The following is a 23,293-nucleotide window of genomic DNA, read 5'->3' as shown; positions in this document are numbered from 1 at the left end:
CGAGGGTTTTTACCTGGACAGCTTGGCCGTATCAGGTTCACGGTCGCCGATGTGGCCGGGTGCGTTGGCGGTCAGGACACGTTCCACGAAGGCCTCGTACTCCTCCATGTAGTGGCGCAGGAACTTGGCTGTGCCCTCATCCTTGACCTCGCCGTCGTCGCCGAACACTTCGGGGTTGTAGTGGATGTACATTTCCGGAGCGTTCAGCTGCGGTGCGTCCAGGAAGCTGAGGACGCTGCGCATCGAGGACTGCATCACGGCAGTGCCGATACTGCCCGGGGATGCCCCGATGATTCCGGTGGGCTTGCGGGCAAAGGAGTTGCTCCCCCACGGGCGCGAGCCCCAGTCGATGGCGTTCTTCAAGGCACCGGGAATGGACCGGTTGTATTCAGGGGAGACAAACAGGATGCCGTCCGACGCCTCGATGGCCTCCTTCAGCGCACGGCCTTCGGGCGGGAAGTCCGCGTCGAAGTCGTAGTTGTAAAGCGGGAGATCCTTGATGGGGATTTCTGTGAACTCGAGGTTCTCCGGAGCGAGTTTTATCAACGCTTTGGCGAGGACCCTGTTGATGGAGCCGGCTGCCAGGCTCCCCACGAAGTAGCCGATTTTGTATTGTGCCATGAGTGTTCCTTCCGAAAGCCGGTAGATCCCGGCGGCAATATTCGTCCTGGAAAAGATGCCGCCTCCCAGGCGGCCTTGATGCCACTGCAGCATCAGTCCAGCACAGAAGGCCTGTCCCGGCCAGAGTAAGCGGCGGGTCCTTGACAGGCCGGGCCCTGGAGCGCTGAATGACTGTAGCGAAACCCCCGTGCGGTCAGGAGCAGCCATGAGCGAGAATCCAATGCAGGATGAACGGGTCCACACGGAAGCCCCCGCTGAGGGCGACCCGGATGCCGATGCCACAGAGATCAGGGTCCACTCCCAGGACCCGGCCGAGGGCGCGGATACTCCGGAAGCCGCCGGGTCCGGCAAGTAATCCGCATCAACAGCTATTGAAACGCTGGCCTTGGCGGACTCCGGCTACATCCCTCCCCGCGGCGCCCTCCGGACAGCCCTGAACAGCCCTTCCTGCCCTGACCTCGGGAAAGGCCCGACGGCGGCGCTGGACCGGCAGTCCGGCGCCTCGGGCCGCCGTCATTTTTTCTTGCTCTGGAAACCAGCCAGCCCATTAGGTATGTTGGTAAGCATGCTGATGATTTTTACCAAGCTCATCAGCTCCGGTAACAAAGCGAAGGAGACGTTATGAGCACGAAGGTCGAAAAACGCATTCTGGTGAACGTACCGGTAAGCACCGCTTACAACCAGTGGACCCAGTTCGAGGAGTTCCCGCACTTCATGGGCGGCGTCAAGAGCGTGACGCAGCTCAGCGACGACCGGCTGGAGTGGGTGGCCGAAATCGGCGGGATCCGCCGGCAGTGGGAAGCAAAGATTCTGGAGCAGATCCCGGACCGCAAGGTTGCGTGGGCAGCCACGGAAGGCGCCACGAACGCCGGTGCCATTGAATTCGAGGACATCGGCGGCGGCCAGACCTCCCTGCAGCTGACGCTCGAGTACGAGCCCGAAGGCATCATCGAGAAGGTGGGCGACAAGCTCAACGTCGTGGAGCGCCAGGCCGAGGCAGACCTGCAGCGGTTCAAGGAATTCATCGAGGCTGAGGGCTACGCCAGCGGAGCATGGCGCGGCAGCGTAAGCTCCGGCGCACCCGCAGGCACGCCTGGTGTGGAGGACGCAGCAGGATCCCGCGGCGATTCCGGCAAGGCGGGCATCTCCGGCAAGGTCGCGGCCGGCCTGGGCGTTGCTGCTGCAGCGGGCGCCGCGGCAGCCATGGCCGGGTCCAAGAAGGACACCACCGAGGGTGCCGACGTAACGGTGACCCCAGTGTCCCCCGCCGAGCCGGTAACCTTCACGCCAGTCCCCACGGATACGACCACTACCACGGGCACGACGGCGGCAGCTGGCTCCACCGGTTCAGTCGCCGACTTGGGTAATGACCGTATTGGCCACGCCTTCGACCAGACCAACGGCCTGGTGGACACCACGGGCGAGTCCGACGAAACCCTCGAGGGCGAGAACCTCAGCGCCGGCGAACGGCGTGCAGGCGACGGCCGGCCCGACGGTGGACTGCCGCCCATCGGCGGGAACCTCGGCCAGCACTAGACCGGGACCCACCCGGCACCGGAACTGACTGCGGCTGACCGCTGAGGCAGCGTCCGGCGTCGAAGTTTCCCGGACCCAACGAAAGCGCCGCCCACCTCCACTGGAGGCGGGCGGCGCTTCGCTGTGCTTGATGCCTTTGTGTCGGTGCTTGCGTACTGCACCGACGGCGCGGCCGGAATCTCCATGCCCCCGGGGATGAAGCTGGGATCAGTCAGTCGCGTGCCGGAACCAGCACTACCTCGTAGACGGTTGGGGTGGGCTGCACGCCGAACTTCGCGTTGACAGCGGCAAGGGTGTTGCCGAACTTGGCAATCGTCGTCGGGACGTTGAACGCCGGGCTGGTGATGACGTCCCGGACGGTGCCGGACGAAAGGTCACCGGCAAGCTTGACGCGGACAATCTGGTTGAGCCTGTTCTGGACCGCCCACAGGTTGTTGCCCTTCACGAGGATGCCGTCTACGAACTCGACATCCAGGCCTTTGATCCTGTTGCTTTCGCCGCTCCACGGATCGACTGTGTAAAGGGCCTTGTTTTTTGTGTGGGCCACGATCAGCGCACGGTCATCCCTGCTGGACGCGATGCCGTTGAATCCAAAGTCCGCAGGTGCCAAGGCAGCTCCGGCCTCGCCCTTCACGGTCAGCGTCCTGGCGGCTTTGCCCACCTCGCCCCACCGGCTGACCTTGACCTGGTACAGCTCACCGTACTTTGAGTTGTTGAACCAGGCGCCGTCGTCGGTGAGAACCACATCGTTAATGAACGAGCCCGCCTTGGTGGTCAGCGTGAGCTCCGCCACCGTGGCCTTGGTTTCCGTGTTGTAGACATATGCCTTCCCGGTGCCCCCGCCTGCCACGAACAGCAGATCGTTCCGGACGTCCGCCTTCATCCCGACAGCCATCCGCCCATCCGGTACGTCAATAAACCGTTTGGCCTTCCCGTCACGAATATCGCCGCGGAAAATATCCCCGGTCATCAGCTCCCCGGCATAGAAAGTCTTCCCCTTGCCTGCGGCGATGCCTTCGGCGGACTTGGCACCGTCGAGAATAATGACTTCGTCCCGGGAGGGCGGCGAGGCCACCGCCGGCAGCGCAGCGGGTGAGAGCAGGGCCAGAAGAGCAATGATTCCGACGGCGGTTCGGCGTGGTACTCGGCGCATGATGCTTCCTTGGATTGGGCTGGTGCGCGGGGCCCAATCTGCGGCAGCTCCGCACGATGGTGCTGCCATTTTAGGCACTGGCCGAAGGGCCCGCCAGAGCCCGATGCCCCCTTCATAGTCGTTGGTGCGGGGATCACGGACCAGCACCGGCTTCCGGATTCTGCTTACAATCGAAGCCTCAATCAACTACTGAGGGACCCATGAAGAAACTCGCCACAGCCCTGATCGCCGCCGGACTCGTTGTCTCCGCCACGGCCTGCACCGCTTCGACCCAGCTCAGCACCGCGGAAACCTGCGAGCGCATCCAAAGCGTTGTTTCCAACCCGGCGAACAACGCCGGCAAGACGGGCATGAACCGCCTGGCCAACCAGATCCGCCCTATTCACGCGGTTGCATCCGAAGAGCTCAAGCCGGCTCTCCAGTCGATCATCGAATACACGGACGAGCAGGCCAAGGAAACCCCGGACCAGGCCAGGCTGACTGAACTCCAGGCCGGCTACGAGCAGGCCGGCAGCACCTACAGCCAGTTCTGCAGCTAAGCGCTAACCTCCGCCTGGACCCGGCTGCCCGTTCTAAAGGGTGGCCGGGTCTGTGTTTGCCCCGCAGAGAACCACTGCCACGCGCTCGCCCGGCTTCGGCACATAAGCGCCCGAGGTCAGGGCAGCGTATGCCGCGGCAGCGCCGTGTTCCACAATCACCCGGTACTCGTTCCACAGGAGCGCCCGGGTACTGACGATGTCGGCGTCGGACACCAGGACGCTTTCGACGCCGGTGCGGACCGCGACCGAGAAGCCGATGTCGCCGATGCGGCGGGCTCCCAGGGAGTCAGCAGCGATGCCGGAAACTGCTACGTCAACGGGCTCACCAGCGGCAAGGGCGCCATGGAGTGTTGGCGCGTTTTCGGGCTCGACCCCCACCACCTGCGCGTGGCCTTCCACTGCTGCGGCGACTCCGGCCATCAGCCCGCCCCCGCCCACCGCAACCAGCACCGTATCCACCCCGGTTATTTGCTTCAGCAGTTCCGTCCCTACGGTTCCGGCTCCGGCTGCGATTTCGGGTTGATCGTAAGCGTGGCAATAAACAGCACCGGTTTCCCGGGCGTGGGCCACAGCAGACTGGTAGGCCTCAGCGTATTCGGCGCCGCCCTGGATAACCGTGGCTCCGATTGCCCTAAGCTTCTGCACCTTCACAGCCGGCGCGGCAGCGGGGACAAACACCGTTGCCGGGACACCCAGCAGGGCTGCGGCGTAGGCGTTGGCCAGGCCGGCGTTTCCACCGGAGGCCACCACCACGCCGGCGTCCTGCTTCAGCTCTCCGCGTTCCTTGCTGGCGAGGATGCGGTTCAGCGCTCCCCGTGCCTTGAAGGTCCCGGTGTGCTGCATGAACTCGCATTTGAACCACACCTCGCCCTGGAAGGCGCCCGGGGCCGCCTGCAGGACCGGCGTCAGGCGGGTGAGGCCGGCGGTTCGGTGTGCCGCGTGCTCCACATCGGCCCGGGTGATCATGTCAGACTTCGTCGTCCCAGGTTCCCGGCTCCTGCAGTGCTTCCTCGGGCTTGTGCTCCTGGGGCGGCCCGCCACTGCCGGAGTACGACGCCGGCACGGTTCCGGCTGCATGCCCCTGCTGCTCCTCACGGATATTGCTCGCACCTGGCAGCTCCGGGTGCTGGCCGCTCTGCGGCGCCTCCGTCACGTGCTTGGCCTCGTCGGGATCACCAGGGCCGCGAAGGTCAGCCGTGTTCCCGGGCTCCTCATTTGAACTGGTCATGCTCCTGCCTTTCACCTGGCATACATGGGAAAAGGCGGGCGGGACCCTTGGGGTCCGCCCGCCTTTGCCTACTCTAACCCGACTCTTCCGCGCGATCCTTTAGCGCGACGAAGTCGGTGAAGCGGAGGACGTCTCGGCGCTTTCCGTTTCGGTCTCGGTGGCGGACGGTTCGGTCTCGGTTGCGGACGGTGATGCCGATCCGCTCGGTGAGGAGGTGCCCGCTGTACCGGAAGTGCTGGTGGACGTCGGGCTGGAAGTTGCGCTGCCGCCGTCGGCCTTCTCCAGCACCTCATCGATGAGGTCCTCGAGCTCCTTCTGGTCCGGATCGCCCAAGTTTGCGCCGCTCTTGGTGGCAACAACCAGCAGCTTGCCCTGTGCGGCGGAGACCTGCATCAGCTTTTCCTGGTCCTCGCCGCTGCGGGTGCTGAGCGTTCCGAAAGTTTTCTCGGCGTCCGTCTTGGCCTGGAGCTCCTCGCTGGTGACCTCATAGGTCTGGCCCAGCGCGGTGACGGAGAACTTATCGCACTGGTCCATCTTGCCGCTGATTTCGTCCAGAACTTCGACGGCACCGGGCCCGTCGCTGCCCGACTGCGCGGAGATTGTACGGGGCTGGTCGCCCTCGGAGAGCGCGACGGCGATCTCGCCGCTTTCCACCGAGTCCAGCAGGCCCGCCGTGGCGATGTCCTTGCAGTCGACGGGGTCCACGGTTGCCGTGCTCAAAAGGAGGTTGGCGATGTTGCCGCCCTGGTGCACCTGCTCTTTGGAGTACAGCTTCAGCTCGTTGCCGTCTTCGTCCTTCATTCCCGAGATCAGCTCGCGGAGCTCATCCTCGGTGTAAACCTTGGCTTCCGCCGTCTGGCTGGCCGAGGCGCTCGCCGTCCCGGTAGCACTGGGGCTGGCGGCTCCACCGCCGCCGCCCGTGCAGCCCGCCAGGGCGATCATTGCTGCAGTCATCAGTCCAAGCGCGGGTACTTTTCGCATCAGGTATAACCCCTTAAGTGAAATAGGAAGCATGCTTAGTGTTTCCTACACTAAAGGGTTTTGGACGGAGATGGGACATTTCCCATCCTTTGTTGCGGGTGGAACTCCAGCGCCGCGCCCCCGGCTTGCGACGCAGGCTGCCGGGGGTGACCAGGAGCGGTGGCACCGTTCGTCTGCAATAATCCGAAACAGCAGCTTTCCTTGGCTGATGGGATGCGGCGGTTTGCCATACCTGCACGCTGCGGGCGAAATACAGAACACGGTGACCATGGGTGCAGAGATTGTCCTTCGGGGCCACATCGTGAGCGCGGGCATGGACGTCGAGGACGGCCTGGTAGCAGTTGACGGCGGCCGGATCACCTATGCCGGGCCGGTGTCAGGATCTCCCGGGGAGATCGGCCCTGCCGGCCGCCCCGGTGATGACGGCGACGCTGCAGGGCGCCTGCTGCTCCCGGGGCTCGTGGACCTGCATTGCCATGGTGCCCACGGCTCTGACTTTTCCGACGGCTCGGTGGAAGGCGCGCGTGCTGCGGCCCGCTACCTCCACAGCCGTGGCTCCACCACACTACTGGCCAGTTTGGTCACGGCAGCTCCCGCAGAACTGCTGCGCAACCTACAGGCACTACGGACCGTGACCGAAGAGGGGCTGATCGCCGGGTCCCACCTGGAGGGGCCCTTCCTCTCAGCCGGGCAGTGTGGAGCGCACAACCCTGCGTTGCTGCTGGAACCCGATGCCGGGCTCTTGTCTGAACTGCTGGAGGCGGCGGGTCCCACACTGGCCTCCATGACCCTGGCCCCAGAACTTCCCGGAGCCCTGGATTTAGCGGACCTTTTGGCCGCCCGCGGGGTCGTTCCGTCGCTGGGGCACACCGCAGCGGATCACCAGTCAGCCGCCACGTTCCTGGAGCGGGCAGCCGCCGGAGTTTCGGAAGCATCACCAGGGGCGGGCTTCAGGGGGAAGCGTCCATCCGTCACCCATCTCTTCAACGCCATGCCCGCCATGCACCACCGGTCCCCGGGGCCCGTCACCGCCTGCCTCAGCGCGGCCCGCGCCGGGACGGCCGTCGTCGAACTCATCGCCGACGGCGTCCACCTGGCCCCCGAGACGGTCAAGACGGTCTTCGAACTCGTTGGCGCTGACAATATAGCCTTGGTCACCGACTCCATGGCGGCCACCGGCTTGCAGGACGGCCAGTACAAGCTGGGCACGGTGGCCGTAAGGGTTGACGGCGGAGTGGCCCGGGTTGACGGCACCGGTGCGATCGCCGGCGGAACGGCCACGCTGCTGGACGTGGTCCGGACCGCGGTGGCCGCCGGCGTCTCTTTGCGTGACGCGGTGACGTCTGCGAGCGCTGTCCCTGCGGCCGTCCTGGGACTGTCACGACAGGTAGGTGACCTGCACGCCGGGATGCGGGCGGACGTCGTCGTGGTCGGCAATGACCTGAATCTTGCCGGAGTCCTCCGACGCGGCGGGTGGGTGACTGATCTGCAACCGCAGCAGGGAAAGAGTTACTGGCCACCCGCTTCCGCCTGAGCCAGGACCAGCCGGTACGACACTCAATATTGTCGGTGCCCGGACGGATGATGTGGGTATGGGAAACGGCGTGGGAACGGCGGCAGTGATGGAGGGCATTCGTGCCTCTATTACCGCCATGACAGCCTTGTTCCTGGAGGACGCCAGCCTTGAGGCCGGAGAGCCGGTACCTGCCCCCGGCACCGAGCAGGATGTGCTGCAGCGCCGGTACGAAATTCGGCTTGAACGGTTAGCGGCAGTAAAACGGCTGGAAGGGCAGCTCGCCGCAGTCAAGGCCCAGGACGCAGCTGAGGCCGTCGACATTCAGCACGCCATTACCCCGCCGGATGCGCCTGTGCACGAGCGGACCTACACCGAAATGTCCGCCATAGAGGAAATCGCTGGTGTCCTGACCGTTAGCTCCGCGGCGGCCGGTGCGCTGGTCAGCCAGGCCCGGCAGCTCTCCTCCCTTCCGCTGGCCATGGACGCCCTGTCAAGCGGGACAATCTCCTGGCAGCATGCCAAAATCCTGGCTGACGAAACCAACTGCCTCGGCTCCGCCGGGGCCGCCGCCCTGACCGCCCACTTCCTGGACCCCTTCGCCCCCAACCCCGCCCGCGGAGCCGCCGCGGGCGACCTGGTCCCCGCACGCTTCCGCAGCAAAGTGCGGACGTGGCGCGAACGCCACCACCCCGAAACTCTTGAAAAACGCCACACCAAGTGCGCCGCCGACCGGCGGATGGAGTACAGTCCGGACCGCGACGGCATGGCATGGCTTTCGCTGTATATGCCCGCCGAGACTGCAAACGCCATCTGGAACCGGGCCACCGCCCTCGCCCGCGGCCTCCAGGGACCGGAAGAGCCCCGGACATTGCCACAGTTACGCCCCGACATCGCCGCCGGCCTGCTCCTCAACGCTCCCGTTGGAAGCGGTGCCGGCGGCAGGAATGAATTTGTCGGGATCGGAAACGTCCCGGTACCGGATGCCCAGGTCCTCATCACCGTCCCGGTGTTCGCCCTGCTCGGCCTCACCGACGAGCCCGCGATGCTCGACGGGCACGGCCCCATCCCCGCCGCCACTGCCCGCAGACTCCTCACTGACGGAGCTGCCTGCTTCCACCGCGTCCTCGTGGACCCCCGTGACGGAGCACCGCTGGAAATTGGACGAACCAGCTACCGGCTCACCAAGGCAATGAGGCGGGCACTGACCCTGCGCGACGGAAGATGCACTTTTCCCAGCTGCAATAACCGCACCCCCGACAATGAAGCAGACCATCTTCAAGCGTGGCAGCATGGTGGAACCACCGGGATCAGCAACGTTGCCCAGCTCTGCCCAAAGCACCACCGCCTCAAGCACAACAGGCCCTGGGCACCCACACCAGCCACCCGGAACGAACCACCTGGCTGGACATCGCCCGCCGGCCGGCACTACAAAGGCGAACAGCCCGATTGGGAACCACCACATTGGCCAGAGAAGCTGAAGTTCCAGGCCAGCCATGCTGACTTCCTCTACACAGGGCTTTCCCCCGGTGAAGACGGTTTAGGGAAGTTCCTGCACCCTAGCCTCACTTGACGCGCGCCACTCATTGCTGGGCATAGAGGCGGGCGCCTCAGCAGGCAGTCTTCTGGATTCTCCTAATCCGCGCCGGGGAGGTTCACTTCCACGAGCCCGCCGGTGACGCGGGTTTCGAAGCGCGGTTGCCGCGCTGTGGCTGGACCCGCCTGCACCTCGCCCGAACGGAGCGAAAAGGTACTGCCGTGCCACGGGCACACGACGCAGGGGTCGCCGTCGTTCTTACTGCCATCCTTGAGTTTGCCCTCGTGGAGCGGACCCGCCAGGTGGCTGCAGACGTCGGACAGCACGTTGACTGTACCCGCCTCGCGGAACACCACGAGCGGGAGTCCGGCCACCACGCGCTTGTGCAGCTTTCCTTCAGGCAGGTCTTCCAGGGGCGCGAGGGCCTGCCAGCCGCTCGGGAAGCGGTGCAGAACGTCCTCAGTGTGGTTCGCGCCGGCAGCCTGCCGGTAGCTGAGGTGACCGCCCAAAAACCCGCCGAAACCGACAACGCCGAGGCCCAGGTACGCGAGCACCTTGCCTGCATTCTGCTGCCCGTTTGCCCGCGCCACCAGCGACGCCCCGTAGAGGCTCGCGGCAGTGATGTTGGCGGCGGCGTGGACAAGTCCCACCCGCTGCTGCTGGCTGTGCAGCTGGGACCAGTCCATGAAACCTGCCATCGCCGAAGGCAACGCGGAGGCGGTTCCGACGCCGATCAGTACGGTGGCGGCCCGCGTGTTGCCGGGGAGCGCATCCAGGACGGCGGCGGAAATCCAGGATCCCAGGGGAACCTGGACTGCCAGGGGATGAACCGGGTGGCCGATGGGCACCCCGTGCAGAATGTCCCGGGCCCACTGCGGGCGGACCGTGCGCTTCACTATTTTCCGGACCTTCTTCGCCACGGGATCCAGCCAGTCGGCATCTTCCAGGCGGGTAACAAGTTCAAGTGCAGGCAGCGGTTTCATGTGTCTCCCTTACCCCGTTCGTCAGTGTCCACACGTTAGTGTCCAGTCGATGCCGGTCAGCCTAGTTGCTGGCGAGCGGAAGAGACAGGGGCGCGCGGGAGACGGTTCAGCGAAGCGGGGATCCGAGCACTGTGAACTGGTTGCCGCCCATCTCCCCGGAGAGCAGCGGCATCGCCTCGCTGATGGCTGCCCGAACGCTGTCCAGCTGCAGCGAGGCCCGGTGCGCCTCCGGCGACTCCCACAGCTCGGACACAAATACTGTGTCCGGCACCTCATCATTGACGCCCACCTCGTACAGCAGGCAGCCGGCTTCCTTCAGGCCCTCCATGGGCCGGAGCAGGATGGACACGACGGCGTCGCGCTGGCCGGGCATGGTTCCAAGGCTTCCCACATTCGCAAAAGTCATGAAAACAGTGTGCAGCACGGCGTGCCGTACCTGCGAAGGCGGGGCCCGCCGTCGTGCGTGCATCTCCCGTTCCAGAAGAACCGGCACCTCTGTGATTCGATGGAGTTCTTTGGAGGGAGGCGGGCATGGAAGTCTGGACGGGGAGCCCTTATCCGCTGGGTGCCACCTATGACGGCAGCGGCACGAATTTCGCGGTGTTCAGCGAAGCGGCGAGCGCGGTGCAGCTGTGCCTCTTCGACGAGGACGGCGCTGAGCAGAGGATCACCCTGGAAGCAGTGGATGCCTTCGTCTGGCACTGCTACCTCCCGCATGTCCTGCCCGGCCAGCTCTATGGGTACCGGATAGAGGGCCCGTATGATCCTGCCCGTGGGCTCCGCTGCAACCCGCACAAACTGCTGCTGGATCCCTACGCCAAGGCAACCAGCGGCGACATTGCCTGGGGCCAGCCGATGTTTTCCTACAACTTTGGCGACCCTTCCTCGTTCAACACGGAAGACTCCGCTCCCAACACGATGAGATCCGTGGTGATCAGCCCGTTCTTCGACTGGCAGCACGACCGCCCGCCGCGGACCCCCTACAGCGACAGCCTGATCTATGAAGCCCACGTGAAGGGCCTGACGATGACCCATCCGGAGGTGCCGGAGCGGGAACGCGGCACCTATGCCGGCATCGCCCACCCCGCCGTCATCGAACACCTGCAGAAGCTCGGCGTGACGGCGATCGAGCTGATGCCCGTCCACCAGTTCGTCCAGGACAGCACGCTGAAGGACAAAGGCCTCACCAATTACTGGGGTTACAACACCATCGGCTTCTTCGCGCCCCACGAGAGCTACAGTTCCAGCAGCAAACCGGGGCAGCAGGTGCAGGAATTCAAGGCCATGGTCCGCTCCCTGCACGCCGCCGGCATCGAGGTGATTCTCGACGTCGTCTACAACCACACCGCGGAAGGGAACCACCTGGGGCCAACCCTTTCCTTCAAAGGCATCGACAACCAGGCCTACTACCGGCTGGTTGACCACGAGAAGCAGCACTACCTGGACTACACGGGCACCGGCAACACCATCAACGTGCGCCACCCGCACGCCCTGCAGCTGATGATGGATTCCTTGCGGTACTGGGTGCTAGAGATGCACGTGGACGGGTTCCGCTTTGATCTCGCCTCCGCGCTGGCGCGGGAGTTTTACGACGTGGACCGGCTGTCCAGCTTTTTCGACCTCGTCCAGCAGGATCCCGTGGTGTCGCAGGTGAAGCTCATCGCCGAGCCGTGGGACGTTGGCCCCGGCGGGTACCAGGTAGGGAACTTTCCGCCCCTCTGGACCGAATGGAACGGGAAGTACCGCGACGCCGTCCGCGACTTTTGGCGCGGCGCACCTGCCACGCTTGGCGAGTTTGCCTCCCGCCTGGCAGGCTCCTCGGACCTGTACGAAAGTTCAGGACGCCGGCCCGTGGCTTCCATCAACTTCGTCACGGCGCACGACGGATTCACCCTGCGGGACCTGGTGTCGTACAACTCCAAGCACAACGACGCCAACGGAGAAAACAACAACGACGGCGAGTCCCACAACCGCTCGTGGAACTGCGGCACAGAGGGACCCACCACCGACAGCGGCATCCTTGCCCTGCGGGCACGCCAGCAACGCAACTTCCTCGCCACGCTCCTCCTTTCCCAGGGCGTTCCCATGGTGTTGCACGGCGACGAACTGGGACGCAGCCAACTGGGGAACAACAACGTTTACTGCCAGGATTCGCCCCTGTCATGGATTAACTGGGAAGAAGCCGACCAACCCCTGGTGGAGTTCCTTGCCGCCGTCACCAGGTTGCGCCGGGAACACCCCACCTTCCGGCGCACCAGGTTCTTTGAAGGCAGGCCCGTCGTGCGCGGTGCGGGCCAGCCGCTGCCTGACATCGTCTGGCTCGACAAGGATGCTTCGGCCATGGGACCCGGAGACTGGGACAACCCCCTCGCGCGGGCACTGGGGGTGTTCTACAACGGGGCCAGCGTTGGCAAGGACCACCGTGGCCGGGTTATCCACGACCACAACTTCCTGCTGTTCTGCAATTCCGGGGACGAGCCGGTGGTCTTCACACTGCCCAGCGCCGAGTATTCGCCCAGCTGGGAACAACTCATCGATACCGCAGGTGAGCACGCGGGCACCGGCCTCCTTCATGCCAGTGAAACGGTAGAACTGGTGGGGCAGTCGCTGCTGGTGCTTCGGTCCTACACCAGCCCGCCGGAAAAGCCCGACCACTCTGTCACCGCCTCGCTGGCCCTGCTCGCCCGCCCCGGTCCAGCCGTCCCGCCGACAGCGGTCCCGCCGGGGGCGAAGGAGCTGCCCTAAACCGTGCCAGTTTTGGCACCGCCGCGTCTGGCGGTGGCCAAACCTGAAGCGGAATGCTTCACATCAGTGCGTGCATCCCGTGTCGTCGTGGCCGGCCCAACGAAGCGGCGCCCAGGAATTCGACGGCGACGAACGGCTGGTCCCCCACCACCCACTCGTCGTGGCCGGGAGGGCGCATAGGTGTCGTTCGCGCGGATAGTGGACCTCGCGCGTCGGCCGTTTCAATTTCCAGCACGCCGGAGATGCAGTAGCCCCTTGCTCCCGGCGCACACGCGTTCACCAGCCTCTGCTGGCGTATCTCCAACCAGAGCCTGCGGCACCTGAAGTCAGTGGGGGGATTTGAGGCCAAAGAAGGGTAGTCCCGACCCTAGCGTCGGGCGGAATTGCGGGCGCAACATATTACTACCGGACCCCGAAAACGGGTCCGAAGCCGCGCCCCACACATTAGCCGGGCGTGCTGTTTGAAAAATGGGACGGGCAGCTGCGGCCGCCAGACTGAACAATCGCGACACGCTCAGCCGCGTGGTTTCATGCTGTCCAAAAATGAGGACTCGCACCCTCACAAAAATGGTGAATCGCATCCTTACAGGAGCAAAAAAATGTCAAACACTCCCTCAAAGAGCCGTTCAATCCGGGCAAAGATCGCCCTGGTTCCGGCCCTCTCATTAGGTCTGCTCGGCGGGGCAATGGCTGGCCCTGCGCAAGCCCATGACGACTACAGGCATGGATACACCCATGGCTGTTGGGTCAAACCGCTGGATCCCAAGGATCTCCGGGGCAACAGGGTCGACTTCAAGATCAAAGTCGATTGCGACGGCGAGAAGTCTGTCCAGATACGCCAGCTTCGCTACGAAGACGAGGACGGCCCGCGGCGCAGTGACGACTTCCTCGGGCACTCGCACTTCTATGTGAAGTTCGAAAAGCACGACGGCGAAAAGACCCTTCACAGCGTTGACCGCGTGCGCAACCTTGACCGCAGGGGCGCAGAAGAGGTCTACCATCTCGTGTCATTCCGTGTGAAGGACCACAAGGGCCACTGGTCCGACTGGTCGAAATGGTCCGACTGGAAGAAGAGCGAGGTAGTTAAGGTACGCCGCTAAAACGCGCAGATCTCCGTATAGAAGGATTGGCGCACGGGAGCCAGGGGCACATGCCCCTGGCTCCTTCGTGTGTCCACGCGCTCTTGACGCACCGGCACCTCCTTCCCTACACTTTTCATAAAGCAGAATCTAAATTCCACAAAGCGGAAACCGACAAGACGCCGGGAAGCGCAGGAAAATAGATCAAAGCCCCTCCTCGGAAGGACCCACGATGACGTACACAGTGAACTGCTCCATCCTCCTCACGGAGCTGCCCCTGCTCGAACGCCCCGCAGCGGCGAAGGCAGCCGGCTTTGACGCTGTCGAGTTCTGGTGGCCCTTTGAAAGCTCAGTCCCCTCCGATTCGCAGGTCACCGCATTCGAAAATGCCATCCAGGACGCAGGCGTTCAACTGACGGGCCTGAATTTCAACGCCGGCGATATGCCCGGCGGCGACCGCGGCCTGGTGTCTTGGAAGGGCCGCTGCTCGGAGTTCAAGGACAACATCGACGTGGTCGCCGGCATCGGCGGGCGCCTGGGCTGCAAGGCCTTCAACGCCCTCTACGGCAACCGGCAGGACGAGTTCACGCCCGAAGAACAGGACGAGCTGGCGCTCAAGAACCTCGCCGCAGCAGCAGAGGGTGTCGCCCGGATCGGCGGCACGGTCCTCCTCGAACCCGTCAGCGGCGCACCAAAGTACCCGCTCCTCACGGCCGAAGACGCACTCAAAGTCATCGCCCGCGCGAAGGCGGAGGCCGGCGTCGGCAACATCAAACTCCTCGCCGACTTCTACCACCTGTCCGTCAACGGCGACGACGTCAAATCGGTCATCGAGAACCATGCCAAGGACTTCGGCCACATCCAGATCGCCGACAACCCCGGCCGCGGCGCCCCCGGCACCGGCACCCTCCCGCTTGGCGAGTGGATCGCTCGCAGCCGCGAACTTGGCTACGACGGCTACATCGGCCTCGAATACAAGCAACCGCAGGAAACGGCCTTCAGCTGGGCCATCCGCCAGCACGCCACGCAATAGTTCTCCGCCCCGCCCAACCAGGTAGCACCAACTGTCGTTCTGGCCCGTCAAAACGGCAGTTACTGCTACCCAGTTGGGCCCCGGCCGCCACTAATCACATACTTCAGAAAGAGAACCATCATGAGCAACGTTGCTGTTATCGGACTCGGAATCATGGGCCTGCCCATGGCCATCAACCTGGTTAAGGCCGGCCACACCGTCACCGGCTATAACCGCAGCCAGGACAAGATCGACAAGCTTGTCTCCGAAGGCGGCAAGGGCGCCACGAGCATCGCGGACGCGGTCAAAACTGCCGACGTCGTGATCACCATGGTCCCGGACTCCCCCGATGTTGAGGGTGTAGTCAGCGGCAAGGACGGCGTCTTCGCGAACGCCAAACAGGGCACCTTGTGGATCGATGCTTCGAGCATCCGCCCGGACGTAGCCAAGCGCCTTTCCGACGACGCCCGCGAAGCAGGCATCCGCCCGCTGGACGCCCCGGTCTCCGGCGGTGAACAGGGCGCCATCGACGCCGCACTCTCCATCATGGTGGGCGGCGAAAAGGAAGACTTCGAGGCCGCCTCCGATGTCCTGAACGCCGTCGGCAAAACCATCGTCCACGTGGGCCCCTCCGGCTCGGGCCAGACCGTCAAGGCTGCAAACCAGCTGATCGTCGCCGTCAACATCGAGGTCCTGTCAGAGGCAATCGCCTTCCTCGAGGCCTACGGCGTGGACACGGACGCCGCGCTCAAGGTCCTGGGCGGGGGGCTAGCCGGCTCCAAGGTGCTGGACCAGAAGGGCCAGAAAATGCTGGACCGCAACTTCGACCCCGGCTTCCGCCTCGCCCTCCACCACAAGGACCTGGGCATCGTCACCTCCGCCGCCCGCGAAGCCAACGTCGCCGTCCCCCTCGGCGCCGTCGTCGCGCAGCTCGTCGCCGCCACCGTCAACCAGGGCGACGGCGGTCTTGACCACTCCGGACTCTTCAAGCAGGTCCTGAAGCTCAGCGGCCGCGAGTAACCCCCCGGCTCAATCAACACAAACTTGAACGCCCTGACCACCAGGGCTTCCTTCAGCACACCCTCCCCACCCGCCCCCTAACCTCGCAAGCCCGGTCAGGGAACCCTGCGGGCGTGGACCCACAGACTTTCAGGCTTTCAAGGAGCACACCATGAGCAAGATGCGTACCGTTGATGCAGCGGTGGCCATCCTGGAAAAGGAAGGCGCCATCGAGGCGTTCGGCCTGCCAGGCGCCGCGATCAACCCCTTCTATTCCGCAATGCGCGCCCACGGCGGCATCCGCCACACCCTGGCCCGCCACGTTGAGGGCGCCAGCCACATGGCGGACGGCTTCAGTCGCGCCAAGGACGGCAACATCGGCATCTGCATCGGCACCTCCGGCCCTGCCGGAACGGACATGATCACCGGCCTCTACGCCGCATGGGCCGACTCGATCCCCATGCTCTGCATCACCGGCCAGGCCCCCGTGGCCAAGCTGCACAAGGAAGACTTCCAGGCCGTGGACATCGAGTCCATCGCCAAGCCCGTCACCAAGATGGCCATGACCATCTTGGAACCCGGCCAGGTTCCCGGCGCCTTCCAGAAGGCCTTCCAGCTGATGCGCTCCGGCCGTCCCGGCCCCGTGCTGCTGGACCTGCCCATCGACGTGCAGATGGCCGAGATCGAGTTCGACATCGACACCTACGAGCCCCTCCCCATCGATAAGCCCAAGGCCTCCCGCAAGCAGCTGGAAAAGGCCCTGGACATGCTCACCGCCGCCCAGCACCCGCTGATCGTAGCCGGCGGCGGCATCATCAACGCCGGCGCCTCCGCACAGCTGGTGGAGCTGGCCGAGATCCTGAACGTTCCGGTCATCCCCACCCTGATGGGCTGGGGCACCATCCCGGATGACCACATCCTGATGGCCGGCATGGTGGGCCTGCAGACTTCCCACCGCTACGGCAACGAGAACTACCTGCAAAGCGACTTCGTGATCGGCGTCGGCAACCGCTGGGCCAACCGGCACACCGGCGGCCTGGAGACCTACACGGCCGGCCGGAAGTTCGTGCACATCGATATCGAGCCCACGCAAATTGGCCGGGTGTTCTCGCCGGACCTGGGCATCGCGTCCGACGCCGGTGCGGCGCTGGCGGGGCTGGTTGAGCTCGCCAAAGAGCGCAAAGCGGCAGGATCCCTGCCGGACTACAGCGCCTGGGTTGCCGAGTGCCAGGAGCGGAAGGCGAGCCTGCACCGCAAGACCCACTTTGAGAACATCCCCATCAAGCCCCAGCGCGTGTACGAGGAAATGAACAAGTCCTTCGGCCGCGACACCATCTACGTGTCCACCATCGGCCTGTCGCAGATCGCCGGGGCACAGATGCTGCACGTGTTCGGACCGCGCAAGTGGATCAACGCCGGCCAGGCCGGTCCCCTGGGCTGGACCGCCCCGGCAGCCCTCGGCGTCGCACGTTCCAACCCGGACCAGACCGTGGTGGCCCTCTCCGGCGACTACGACTTCCAGTTCATGATCGAGGAACTGGCAGTGGGCGCGCAGTTCAACCTCCCCTACATCCACGTGGTGGTGAACAACTCCTACCTGGGCCTGATCCGCCAGTCCCAGCGCGGGTTCAAAATGGAGCAGAACGTGTCCCTGGCGTTCGAAAACGTCAACAGCGCTGACCTGTCCGAAAACGCACGCGGGTACGGCGTTGACCACCTCAAGGTGGCCGAAGGGCTCGGCTGCAAGGCGGTCCGCGTGGAGGATCCCAAGGACCTCGCCGCCGCCTTCGACAAGGCCAAGGCACTCGTGGGCGAATTCCGAGTTCCGGTAGTGGTGGAAGTGATCCTGGAAAAGATCACCAACATCTCCATGGGTGTGGAAATCAACGCGGTGAACGAGTTCGAGGAACTGGCGGGCTCCGCTGCCGACGCCCCCACCGCCATCCTGGCCCTGCAGGCCTAGACAGGAAAGACCGATGCGCATCCTCATTGCCCCGGATAAGTTCAAGGGTTCCCTGTCCGCACCCGAAGTTTGCAGTCACCTGGAAAAGGGACTGCAGCGCGGAGCGGGAGGCAACCTGGACGTGGTCCGGATTCCAGTAGCCGACGGCGGCGAGGGAACCCTGGACGCCGCCGCCGGCTCCGGATTTACCCGCCGCAGCGCCCTGGTGGCCGGACCGTCAGGCGAGCCCGTCACGGCCGACTTCGCCGTCCGGGGCAATGAAGCTGTCATCGAAATGGCGGCCGCCTCGGGCCTGGGCCTGCTCCCCGCCGGAGCACTTGTTGAGGGACGGCCAGGCCCCGCGGCTGCACGCACCGCCACCAGCCTGGGCACCGGCCAACTCGTCCGCGCCGCACTGGACGCCGGCTGCAACCGCATCATCCTCGGGGTCGGCGGCAGCGCCAACACCGACGGCGGGGCCGGCGTCCTGCAGGGACTCGGCGCCACCTTCCTTGATGCAGAGGGCAACGAACTTCCGGGAGGCGGTGCCGCGCTGGCCCGCCTGGACCGGATCGACTTCAGCGGGTTTGACGCCAGGCTGAAGGACACACGCTTTGTGCTGGCGTCCGACGTCGACAATCCCCTGCTGGGCCCCCAGGGCGCCGCGGCGATTTTCGGCCCGCAGAAGGGCGCCGCACAACAGGACGTCGGCTTGCTCGACGCCGCCCTGGCCAGGTTTGTCGAAGTCCTGGCCAGGGAAATCGGTCACCGCGCCATCAAGGCAGCGGAAGCCCCGGGAGCCGGTGCAGCCGGCGGCGTTGGCTACGCGGCCATCGCCGCCCTGGCGGCAACACGGCGCCCGGGCATCGACGTCGTCCTCGAATTCACCCGGTTCGCGGACCGGCTGGCCGGCGCCGACCTGGTGATCACGGGCGAAGGCAGCCTGGACGGTCAAAGCCTGCTGGGCAAAACGCCCATGGGTGTTGCCCGGGCAGCCGCCGGGCAGGGCGTTCCGGTGATCGCCGTGTGCGGACGGACCACCCTTGAACCGGGCCAGGCACGTGCCGCCGGATTCGAGGAGGTCTACGCTTTGACCGAACTCGAAAGCAATGTAAACAGGTGCATAGCAGAGGCAGCGCAGCTTCTGGAGCAGCTGGGCACCCAGATCAGCGGACGGCTGGCAGCCAGTGGGCTGTCCGGTTCCGCCAGTACCAAGGAGGACCTCCATGTCTGAAGAACGTTTTGACCTGGTCATCCGCGGCCAGCGCATCCTCACCACCGCCGGCCTGGCACCCCGCGAAGTGGGTGTCCGCGGCGGCAAGATCGTTGCCCTCGAGCCGCTCGGCAACGGCCTGGCCGGGACCGAGGTTATTGAACTGGCCGATGATGAAACCCTGATCCCGGGCCTGGTGGACACCCACGTCCATGTCAACGAGCCCGGCCGGACCGAGTGGGAGGGCTTCGCCTCGGCCACCCGGGCCGCCGCCGCCGGCGGTGTCACCACCATCATCGACATGCCGCTGAACTCCGTTCCGCCCACCACCACGGTGGAAAACCTGAAGCTCAAGCGCGAGGTGGCGGAGGACCAGGCTTTCGTTGACGTCGGATTCTGGGGCGGTGCGATCCCCGGCAACAAGGGGGACCTGCGCGCCCTGCACGATGAAGGTGTGTTCGGCTTCAAGTGTTTTCTCCTGCACTCGGGCGTTGACGAGTTCCCGCACCTGGACGCGGACGAGATGGAGGAGGACATGGCCGAGCTGAAGTCCTTCGACTCCCTCATGATCGTCCACGCCGAGGATTCGCACGCCATCGACCGGGCACCCCACCCCGGCGGCGACCACTACCAGACGTTCCTGGCCTCCCGCCCCCGCGGCGCCGAGAACAAGGCCATCGCCGAGGTTATCGAACGGGCCCGCTGGACCGGTGCGCGGGCGCACATCCTGCACCTCTCGTCGTCGGACGCGCTGCCCATGATCGCCTCGGCAAAGCGCGACGGCGTGAAGCTCACCGTGGAAACGTGCCCGCACTACCTGACGCTGATGGCGGAGGAAATCCCGGACGGCGCCACCGCCTACAAGTGCTGCCCGCCCATCCGCGAGGCCTCCAACCGGGAGCTGCTGTGGCAGGGGCTTCAGGACGGCACCATCGACTGCATCGTCTCGGACCACTCCCCCTCAACACTGGATTTGAAGGACCTGGAGAACGGTGACTTCGCCGTGGCGTGGGGCGGTGTCTCGTCGCTGCAGCTGGGCCTGTCCCTGATCTGGACCGAAGCCCGGCACCGGGGCATTCCGCTGGAGCAGGTGGTGTCCTGGATGGGTGAGAAGCCGGCAGCGCTGGCACGGCTCTCCAACAAGGGCCAGCTGGCGCTGGGCTACGACGCCGACTTCGCCGTCTTCGCCCCGGACGAGGCCTTCGTGGTGGACGTGTCCAAGCTCAAGCACAAGAACCCCATCACCCCGTATGACGGCAAAGCGCTCTCCGGCGTGGTCCGCAAGACCTTCCTGCGCGGCACGGTCGTGGACGGTCAAGTCCCCACGGGTAAGCTGATCCGCCGCGGCGGAGTCTAAGGACGCGCCATGGCAGTGGAAGCTGTACGTCCGAGGACGGTGGCACGCCGGCGGCTTGCTGCCACGGGAGCGGCCGTACCAAGGACTGCTGCCTCACCTGCTGCGGCCTGCCCCCGTCCGGTGATTGCCCGCGGCCTTGCCGTATGGGTGGTTCCCGGGGACGGCACCAGCCCCGAACTCCTGGCCCGGGCAGCCGAACTGGTCCTTGCCCGGGCCCTCGAAACTGCTCCGGAGGCGGAAGTCCACTGGCCTGCCGCCGGAGCTCCCACCGGGTTCTCCGCTGACGCGGGAGGAGCCGCAGACGACTCCTCTCAACCTCCTCCCGCAGCGGAGGCCCTTTCCGGGGAACCCGCCGGGGCACCGGATGAGGCCGACGGCGGCACCCGCCTGCCGCCGTCGGCCGGCCCCGTCAGCCGGGTTGCCGTTGACCTCGCCGCCGACAACGTGCTGCTGGACGGCCGTCCCGTCCCGCTTACGGGCGTGGAGTTCAAGGTGCTGCGGTACCTGGTGACCCACCTGTCCCGCACGGTGGCACGGGAGGAACTCCAGGACTTCCTGGATTCGTTTGAAACCCCGGGCGCCTCCGCGCGGTCCATCGACGTTTACGTAGGGCGGATCCGGAGGAAACTTGGGAACGCCCGGCACGCTGTTGCCACCGTCCGCGGCGGCGGTTACCGGTTTGTGCCCGGCCAGCTGGCAACTGTCCGCGGTCCGGCGGAATACTGCATATGACGCCGGAGTTGTATGACTGAGCGGGAAGCCGCTTCACTTGATGTTTTGCCAGTAATGACAAAGTCTTCCTAAGGAACGCCATGAGCCAGACCCTGACCACCAAGCTTCAGCCCGGATCCCAGGCCCCTGAATTCACCCTTCAGGACGCCCAGGGCCGTGAGACTGCCTTGGCCGACTACCGCGGCAAGAACGTCATTGTGTACTTCTACCCCAAGGCCGCCACCCCCGGCTGCACCACCGAGGCCTGCGATTTCCGTGACAGCCTGACCTCCCTGCAGGGCAAGGGCTACGAGGTCATCGGCATCTCCCCCGACGCCCCCGAGGCCCTAGCCGGCTTCACCGGCGACTTCTCCCTGACCTTCCCGCTGCTGTCCGACCCGGACCACGCAGTTGCCCTGGCGTACGGCGCCTGGGGCGAAAAGCTGGTGGACGGCGAAATTGTCGAGGGCATCGTCCGGTCCACCGTGGTGGTGGACCCCGAAGGCAAAGTCACGCTCGCCCAGTACCAGGTAAAGGCTGACGGCCACGTCGCAGCGCTCAAGGAAGCCCTGGGTATCTAGGACTTGGCGCTGGCCGTCTCCGCAGCCGCCGCCTCCGCGTACTCCGCTGAAACCCGGCGGTAGACCGGCGTCAGGAAGGCCAGCACCGCGGCGGCGACCATGATGAGGCCGGCAACCAGGAACACCAAGGCGATGCCGCGGGAGGTGCCCTCCCCGAGCAGCGGGGCCAACTGGGCTGCGCCGTCGGCCGAGCGCGCGTACGGTATGATCCAGAACTGGGCAATCGGCGCAATAAGGAACGCGGTGACCGGCGCCGCCGCGGACTCAAACGCCATGGCGAATCCGAACACCCGGCCCTGCCGCTCCAGGGGCACCACCTGCTGGATGACCGTTTGCTCGGCCGCCTCCACGAAAGGCACCAGGGTCAGGTACAGCCAGATCCCCACGATGTACAGCCATGCCCACTCCCGCAGCGTGAACACTGCGCCCAGGACGCCCATCGCAATCACGGCCAGCAGCAGGGTGCGCAAAGGGTTGGAACCCAGGCCGAATTTGCCGATCAAGGCTCCGCCCAAAAGGAAGCCGCTGGAACCAACCGCCAAAAGGATCCCCCACAGCTCCACCGAAAACATTTCCAGGCCGTAGGGATCCATCAGGGCCATGTAGACCCCGCCGATGAAGTTGTTGAACGTTGAGAACAGGATCAGCGCGAACAGCCCGGAGATGGCCAGGACGGCGGCAAGGGCACCGCGGAAATCGAATCCGCCGTGGGCATCCGTGGCCGCCGGGCGCAGCTCCTCGGGCATTCGCAGCAAGAGGAGATGCGCGAAGGCCAGGGCGGTGAGCACGACGGCGACGGCGATCGTCCAGCCCATTCCGAGCAGCCCAATGGACAGCCCGGAGAGCACCGAGGTGACAAGGAACATCAGTCCCTGCACCATGCCCACCAGCCCGTTGGCGTTGGCCCGCCGGTCCGGCTCGATGAGGATGGTTACGATGGTGGAGAGCGCGATGTTGCGCATGTTTTCCACCACCGCGCCGATCAGGATGACCATGGTGAACACCCAGAACCACGGCTGCGCCAGGTCAAGCAGCACGGCGGCGGGTGTCAGCAGGAACATCACTCCGGACAGCACGAACATCACCAGGGTGAACACGGCAGCAAACCGCATCACGGATAACTTGCGGTAGCGGTCCACGAAAGTGCCGAAGCTGATGCTTGAAAGGGCGATGAGCAACATGTATGCGCCGCCCACCACCCCCGTGGCGATCACGTTGCGGGTTCCCAAGTACACCCAGAACGTCAGGGCAAACCACAGGTAGCTGGTAGTGATGTTGGCGAGGGCAGTGTTCGCCAGAATCCAGGTGAAGGTGCGGTTCCTTTCGGCGGGAGTGCGAAGGGAGGTATCGACGGCGTCCGGGTCGGCCAGGTGCGGGGTTCCGCCGTCCTCACCCGTCCCCGCGTTGACGGCTACGTCCCTGCCAGGTCCTGTCCCGCCGTCGGAAGCCGCAGCCGCCCTGCCCCGGGCCGGTTCCTGCTCGGTCATGCGTCCCAGTGTAGTGACGGGAGACAGACGCCGACAGGGTTGGCACCCCCCTCCCTGCCGGCCTTCTTCCACCCGC

The 23,293-nt window shown here is 65.2% G+C and carries 22 protein-coding genes; 14 read left to right on the top strand and 8 right to left on the bottom strand.

From position 1 onward, the window contains the following. Positions 1-9 precede the first annotated feature (9 nt). The gene (locus AC5RVN_RS10105; RefSeq protein ID WP_494042115.1) at positions 10-621 is read right to left on the bottom strand and encodes an NADPH-dependent FMN reductase; all 612 of its coding nucleotides are present in this window, start codon (positions 619-621) and stop codon (positions 10-12) included. A gap of 205 nt (positions 622-826) precedes the next feature. On the opposite strand from AC5RVN_RS10105, the gene AC5RVN_RS10100 reads away from it, so the two are divergent. Further along, positions 827-976 (top strand): hypothetical protein, encoded by a 150-nt coding sequence (locus AC5RVN_RS10100; protein WP_494042114.1) that lies wholly within the window; start codon positions 827-829, stop codon positions 974-976. A 266-nt stretch (positions 977-1,242) separates the two neighbouring features. Beyond that, complete coding sequence (locus tag AC5RVN_RS10095) at positions 1,243-2,157, top strand: SRPBCC family protein (protein ID WP_494137825.1); 915 nt, start codon at positions 1,243-1,245, stop codon at positions 2,155-2,157. Positions 2,158-2,368: 211 nt separating this feature from the next. On the opposite strand, the gene AC5RVN_RS10090 is transcribed toward AC5RVN_RS10095, so the two are convergent. Beyond that, positions 2,369-3,310, bottom strand: a complete 942-nt coding sequence (locus AC5RVN_RS10090) for an SMP-30/gluconolactonase/LRE family protein (protein WP_494042112.1) — start codon at positions 3,308-3,310, stop codon at positions 2,369-2,371. A gap of 200 nt (positions 3,311-3,510) precedes the next feature. On the opposite strand from AC5RVN_RS10090, the gene AC5RVN_RS10085 reads away from it, so the two are divergent. Further along, positions 3,511-3,849 carry a hypothetical protein gene (locus AC5RVN_RS10085; protein WP_494137824.1) on the top strand — a complete coding sequence of 113 codons (339 nt, stop codon included), beginning with the start codon at positions 3,511-3,513 and terminating at the stop codon, positions 3,847-3,849. Positions 3,850-3,882: 33 nt separating this feature from the next. Here the strand turns inward: AC5RVN_RS10085 and AC5RVN_RS10080 are convergent, their stop codons facing one another. The 3 genes from AC5RVN_RS10080 to AC5RVN_RS10070 form a co-directional block, all read right to left on the bottom strand. Next, positions 3,883-4,815: a threonine/serine dehydratase gene (locus AC5RVN_RS10080; protein WP_494042110.1), complete on the bottom strand. Its 933-nt coding sequence runs from the start codon at positions 4,813-4,815 to the stop codon at positions 3,883-3,885. 1 nt (position 4,816) lies between these two features. Next, entirely contained in the window at positions 4,817-5,077 is a 261-nt protein-coding gene (locus AC5RVN_RS10075; protein WP_494042109.1) for a hypothetical protein, read from the bottom strand. Positions 5,078-5,176: 99 nt separating this feature from the next. Next, the gene (locus tag AC5RVN_RS10070; protein ID WP_494137823.1) at positions 5,177-6,058 is read right to left on the bottom strand and encodes a hypothetical protein; all 882 of its coding nucleotides are present in this window, start codon (positions 6,056-6,058) and stop codon (positions 5,177-5,179) included. A 268-nt stretch (positions 6,059-6,326) separates the two neighbouring features. On the opposite strand from AC5RVN_RS10070, the gene AC5RVN_RS10065 reads away from it, so the two are divergent. After that, positions 6,327-7,592: an N-acetylglucosamine-6-phosphate deacetylase gene (locus AC5RVN_RS10065; protein ID WP_494137922.1), complete on the top strand. Its 1,266-nt coding sequence runs from the start codon at positions 6,327-6,329 to the stop codon at positions 7,590-7,592. 58 nt (positions 7,593-7,650) lie between these two features. Further along, the gene (locus AC5RVN_RS10060; protein WP_494137822.1) at positions 7,651-9,144 is read left to right on the top strand and encodes an HNH endonuclease signature motif containing protein; all 1,494 of its coding nucleotides are present in this window, start codon (positions 7,651-7,653) and stop codon (positions 9,142-9,144) included. A gap of 62 nt (positions 9,145-9,206) precedes the next feature. Here the strand turns inward: AC5RVN_RS10060 and AC5RVN_RS10055 are convergent, their stop codons facing one another. Further along, complete coding sequence (locus tag AC5RVN_RS10055; RefSeq protein WP_494137821.1) at positions 9,207-10,091, bottom strand: Rieske (2Fe-2S) protein; 885 nt, start codon at positions 10,089-10,091, stop codon at positions 9,207-9,209. 106 nt (positions 10,092-10,197) lie between these two features. Further along, positions 10,198-10,497: a putative quinol monooxygenase gene (locus tag AC5RVN_RS10050; RefSeq protein ID WP_494137820.1), complete on the bottom strand. Its 300-nt coding sequence runs from the start codon at positions 10,495-10,497 to the stop codon at positions 10,198-10,200. A gap of 125 nt (positions 10,498-10,622) precedes the next feature. Here AC5RVN_RS10050 and glgX point away from each other — a divergent pair, with 125 nt between their 5' ends. From glgX to bcp, 9 genes are all read left to right on the top strand, one after another. After that, entirely contained in the window at positions 10,623-12,836 is a 2,214-nt protein-coding gene (gene glgX, locus AC5RVN_RS10045; protein ID WP_494137819.1) for a glycogen debranching protein GlgX, read from the top strand. Positions 12,837-13,435: 599 nt separating this feature from the next. After that, entirely contained in the window at positions 13,436-13,936 is a 501-nt protein-coding gene (locus tag AC5RVN_RS10040) for a hypothetical protein (protein WP_494137818.1), read from the top strand. Positions 13,937-14,147: 211 nt separating this feature from the next. Then, complete coding sequence (locus AC5RVN_RS10035) at positions 14,148-14,948, top strand: hydroxypyruvate isomerase family protein (RefSeq protein ID WP_494137817.1); 801 nt, start codon at positions 14,148-14,150, stop codon at positions 14,946-14,948. 120 nt (positions 14,949-15,068) lie between these two features. Then, a complete protein-coding gene (locus tag AC5RVN_RS10030; RefSeq protein WP_494137816.1) occupies positions 15,069-15,947 on the top strand; it encodes a 2-hydroxy-3-oxopropionate reductase in 879 nt (292 codons plus the stop codon). Between the two features lie 151 nt (positions 15,948-16,098). Continuing rightward, a complete protein-coding gene (gcl, locus tag AC5RVN_RS10025) occupies positions 16,099-17,889 on the top strand; it encodes a glyoxylate carboligase (protein ID WP_494137815.1) in 1,791 nt (596 codons plus the stop codon). Positions 17,890-17,902: 13 nt separating this feature from the next. After that, on the top strand, positions 17,903-19,102 hold the full coding sequence (locus AC5RVN_RS10020; protein ID WP_494137814.1) for a glycerate kinase: 1,200 nt from the start codon (positions 17,903-17,905) through the stop codon (positions 19,100-19,102). Continuing rightward, positions 19,095-20,438: an allantoinase AllB gene (gene allB / locus AC5RVN_RS10015; protein WP_494105049.1), complete on the top strand. Its 1,344-nt coding sequence runs from the start codon at positions 19,095-19,097 to the stop codon at positions 20,436-20,438. The genes AC5RVN_RS10020 and allB overlap by 8 nt, the downstream gene beginning before the upstream one ends. Positions 20,439-20,447: 9 nt before the next feature. Beyond that, entirely contained in the window at positions 20,448-21,170 is a 723-nt protein-coding gene (locus AC5RVN_RS10010; protein ID WP_494105048.1) for a winged helix-turn-helix domain-containing protein, read from the top strand. Positions 21,171-21,250: 80 nt separating this feature from the next. Further along, the gene (gene bcp / locus AC5RVN_RS10005) at positions 21,251-21,730 is read left to right on the top strand and encodes a thioredoxin-dependent thiol peroxidase (RefSeq protein ID WP_494137813.1); all 480 of its coding nucleotides are present in this window, start codon (positions 21,251-21,253) and stop codon (positions 21,728-21,730) included. On the opposite strand, the gene AC5RVN_RS10000 is transcribed toward bcp, so the two are convergent. Then, the gene (locus AC5RVN_RS10000) at positions 21,727-23,217 is read right to left on the bottom strand and encodes an MFS transporter (protein WP_494137812.1); all 1,491 of its coding nucleotides are present in this window, start codon (positions 23,215-23,217) and stop codon (positions 21,727-21,729) included. The two genes, bcp and AC5RVN_RS10000, sit on opposite strands and share 4 nt — an antisense overlap. Positions 23,218-23,293: the final 76 nt, after the last annotated feature.

The sequence above is a fragment of the Arthrobacter sp. sptzw32 genome (assembly GCF_059089735.1).
The sequence above is the reverse complement of the archived record's forward strand: the minus strand, read 5'-3'. Positions and strand labels throughout refer to the sequence as shown.

Bases quoted from the DNA above. Each gene is read 5' to 3' on its own strand.
- AC5RVN_RS10105 (WP_494042115.1), bottom strand. From the start codon at position 621: ATGGCACAATACAAAATCGGCTACTTCGTGGGGAGCCTGGCAGCCGGC.
- AC5RVN_RS10100 (WP_494042114.1), top strand. From the start codon at position 827: ATGAGCGAGAATCCAATGCAGGATGAACGGGTCCACACGGAAGCCCCC.
- AC5RVN_RS10095 (WP_494137825.1), top strand. From the start codon at position 1,243: ATGAGCACGAAGGTCGAAAAACGCATTCTGGTGAACGTACCGGTAAGC.
- AC5RVN_RS10090 (WP_494042112.1), bottom strand. From the start codon at position 3,310: ATGCGCCGAGTACCACGCCGAACCGCCGTCGGAATCATTGCTCTTCTG.
- AC5RVN_RS10085 (WP_494137824.1), top strand. From the start codon at position 3,511: ATGAAGAAACTCGCCACAGCCCTGATCGCCGCCGGACTCGTTGTCTCC.
- AC5RVN_RS10080 (WP_494042110.1), bottom strand. From the start codon at position 4,815: ATGATCACCCGGGCCGATGTGGAGCACGCGGCACACCGAACCGCCGGC.
- AC5RVN_RS10075 (WP_494042109.1), bottom strand. From the start codon at position 5,077: ATGACCAGTTCAAATGAGGAGCCCGGGAACACGGCTGACCTTCGCGGC.
- AC5RVN_RS10070 (WP_494137823.1), bottom strand. From the start codon at position 6,058: ATGCGAAAAGTACCCGCGCTTGGACTGATGACTGCAGCAATGATCGCC.
- AC5RVN_RS10065 (WP_494137922.1), top strand. From the start codon at position 6,327: ATGGGTGCAGAGATTGTCCTTCGGGGCCACATCGTGAGCGCGGGCATG.
- AC5RVN_RS10060 (WP_494137822.1), top strand. From the start codon at position 7,651: ATGGGAAACGGCGTGGGAACGGCGGCAGTGATGGAGGGCATTCGTGCC.
- AC5RVN_RS10055 (WP_494137821.1), bottom strand. From the start codon at position 10,091: ATGAAACCGCTGCCTGCACTTGAACTTGTTACCCGCCTGGAAGATGCC.
- AC5RVN_RS10050 (WP_494137820.1), bottom strand. From the start codon at position 10,497: ATGACTTTTGCGAATGTGGGAAGCCTTGGAACCATGCCCGGCCAGCGC.
- glgX (WP_494137819.1), top strand. From the start codon at position 10,623: ATGGAAGTCTGGACGGGGAGCCCTTATCCGCTGGGTGCCACCTATGAC.
- AC5RVN_RS10040 (WP_494137818.1), top strand. From the start codon at position 13,436: ATGTCAAACACTCCCTCAAAGAGCCGTTCAATCCGGGCAAAGATCGCC.
- AC5RVN_RS10035 (WP_494137817.1), top strand. From the start codon at position 14,148: ATGACGTACACAGTGAACTGCTCCATCCTCCTCACGGAGCTGCCCCTG.
- AC5RVN_RS10030 (WP_494137816.1), top strand. From the start codon at position 15,069: ATGAGCAACGTTGCTGTTATCGGACTCGGAATCATGGGCCTGCCCATG.
- gcl (WP_494137815.1), top strand. From the start codon at position 16,099: ATGAGCAAGATGCGTACCGTTGATGCAGCGGTGGCCATCCTGGAAAAG.
- AC5RVN_RS10020 (WP_494137814.1), top strand. From the start codon at position 17,903: ATGCGCATCCTCATTGCCCCGGATAAGTTCAAGGGTTCCCTGTCCGCA.
- allB (WP_494105049.1), top strand. From the start codon at position 19,095: ATGTCTGAAGAACGTTTTGACCTGGTCATCCGCGGCCAGCGCATCCTC.
- AC5RVN_RS10010 (WP_494105048.1), top strand. From the start codon at position 20,448: ATGGCAGTGGAAGCTGTACGTCCGAGGACGGTGGCACGCCGGCGGCTT.
- bcp (WP_494137813.1), top strand. From the start codon at position 21,251: ATGAGCCAGACCCTGACCACCAAGCTTCAGCCCGGATCCCAGGCCCCT.
- AC5RVN_RS10000 (WP_494137812.1), bottom strand. From the start codon at position 23,217: ATGACCGAGCAGGAACCGGCCCGGGGCAGGGCGGCTGCGGCTTCCGAC.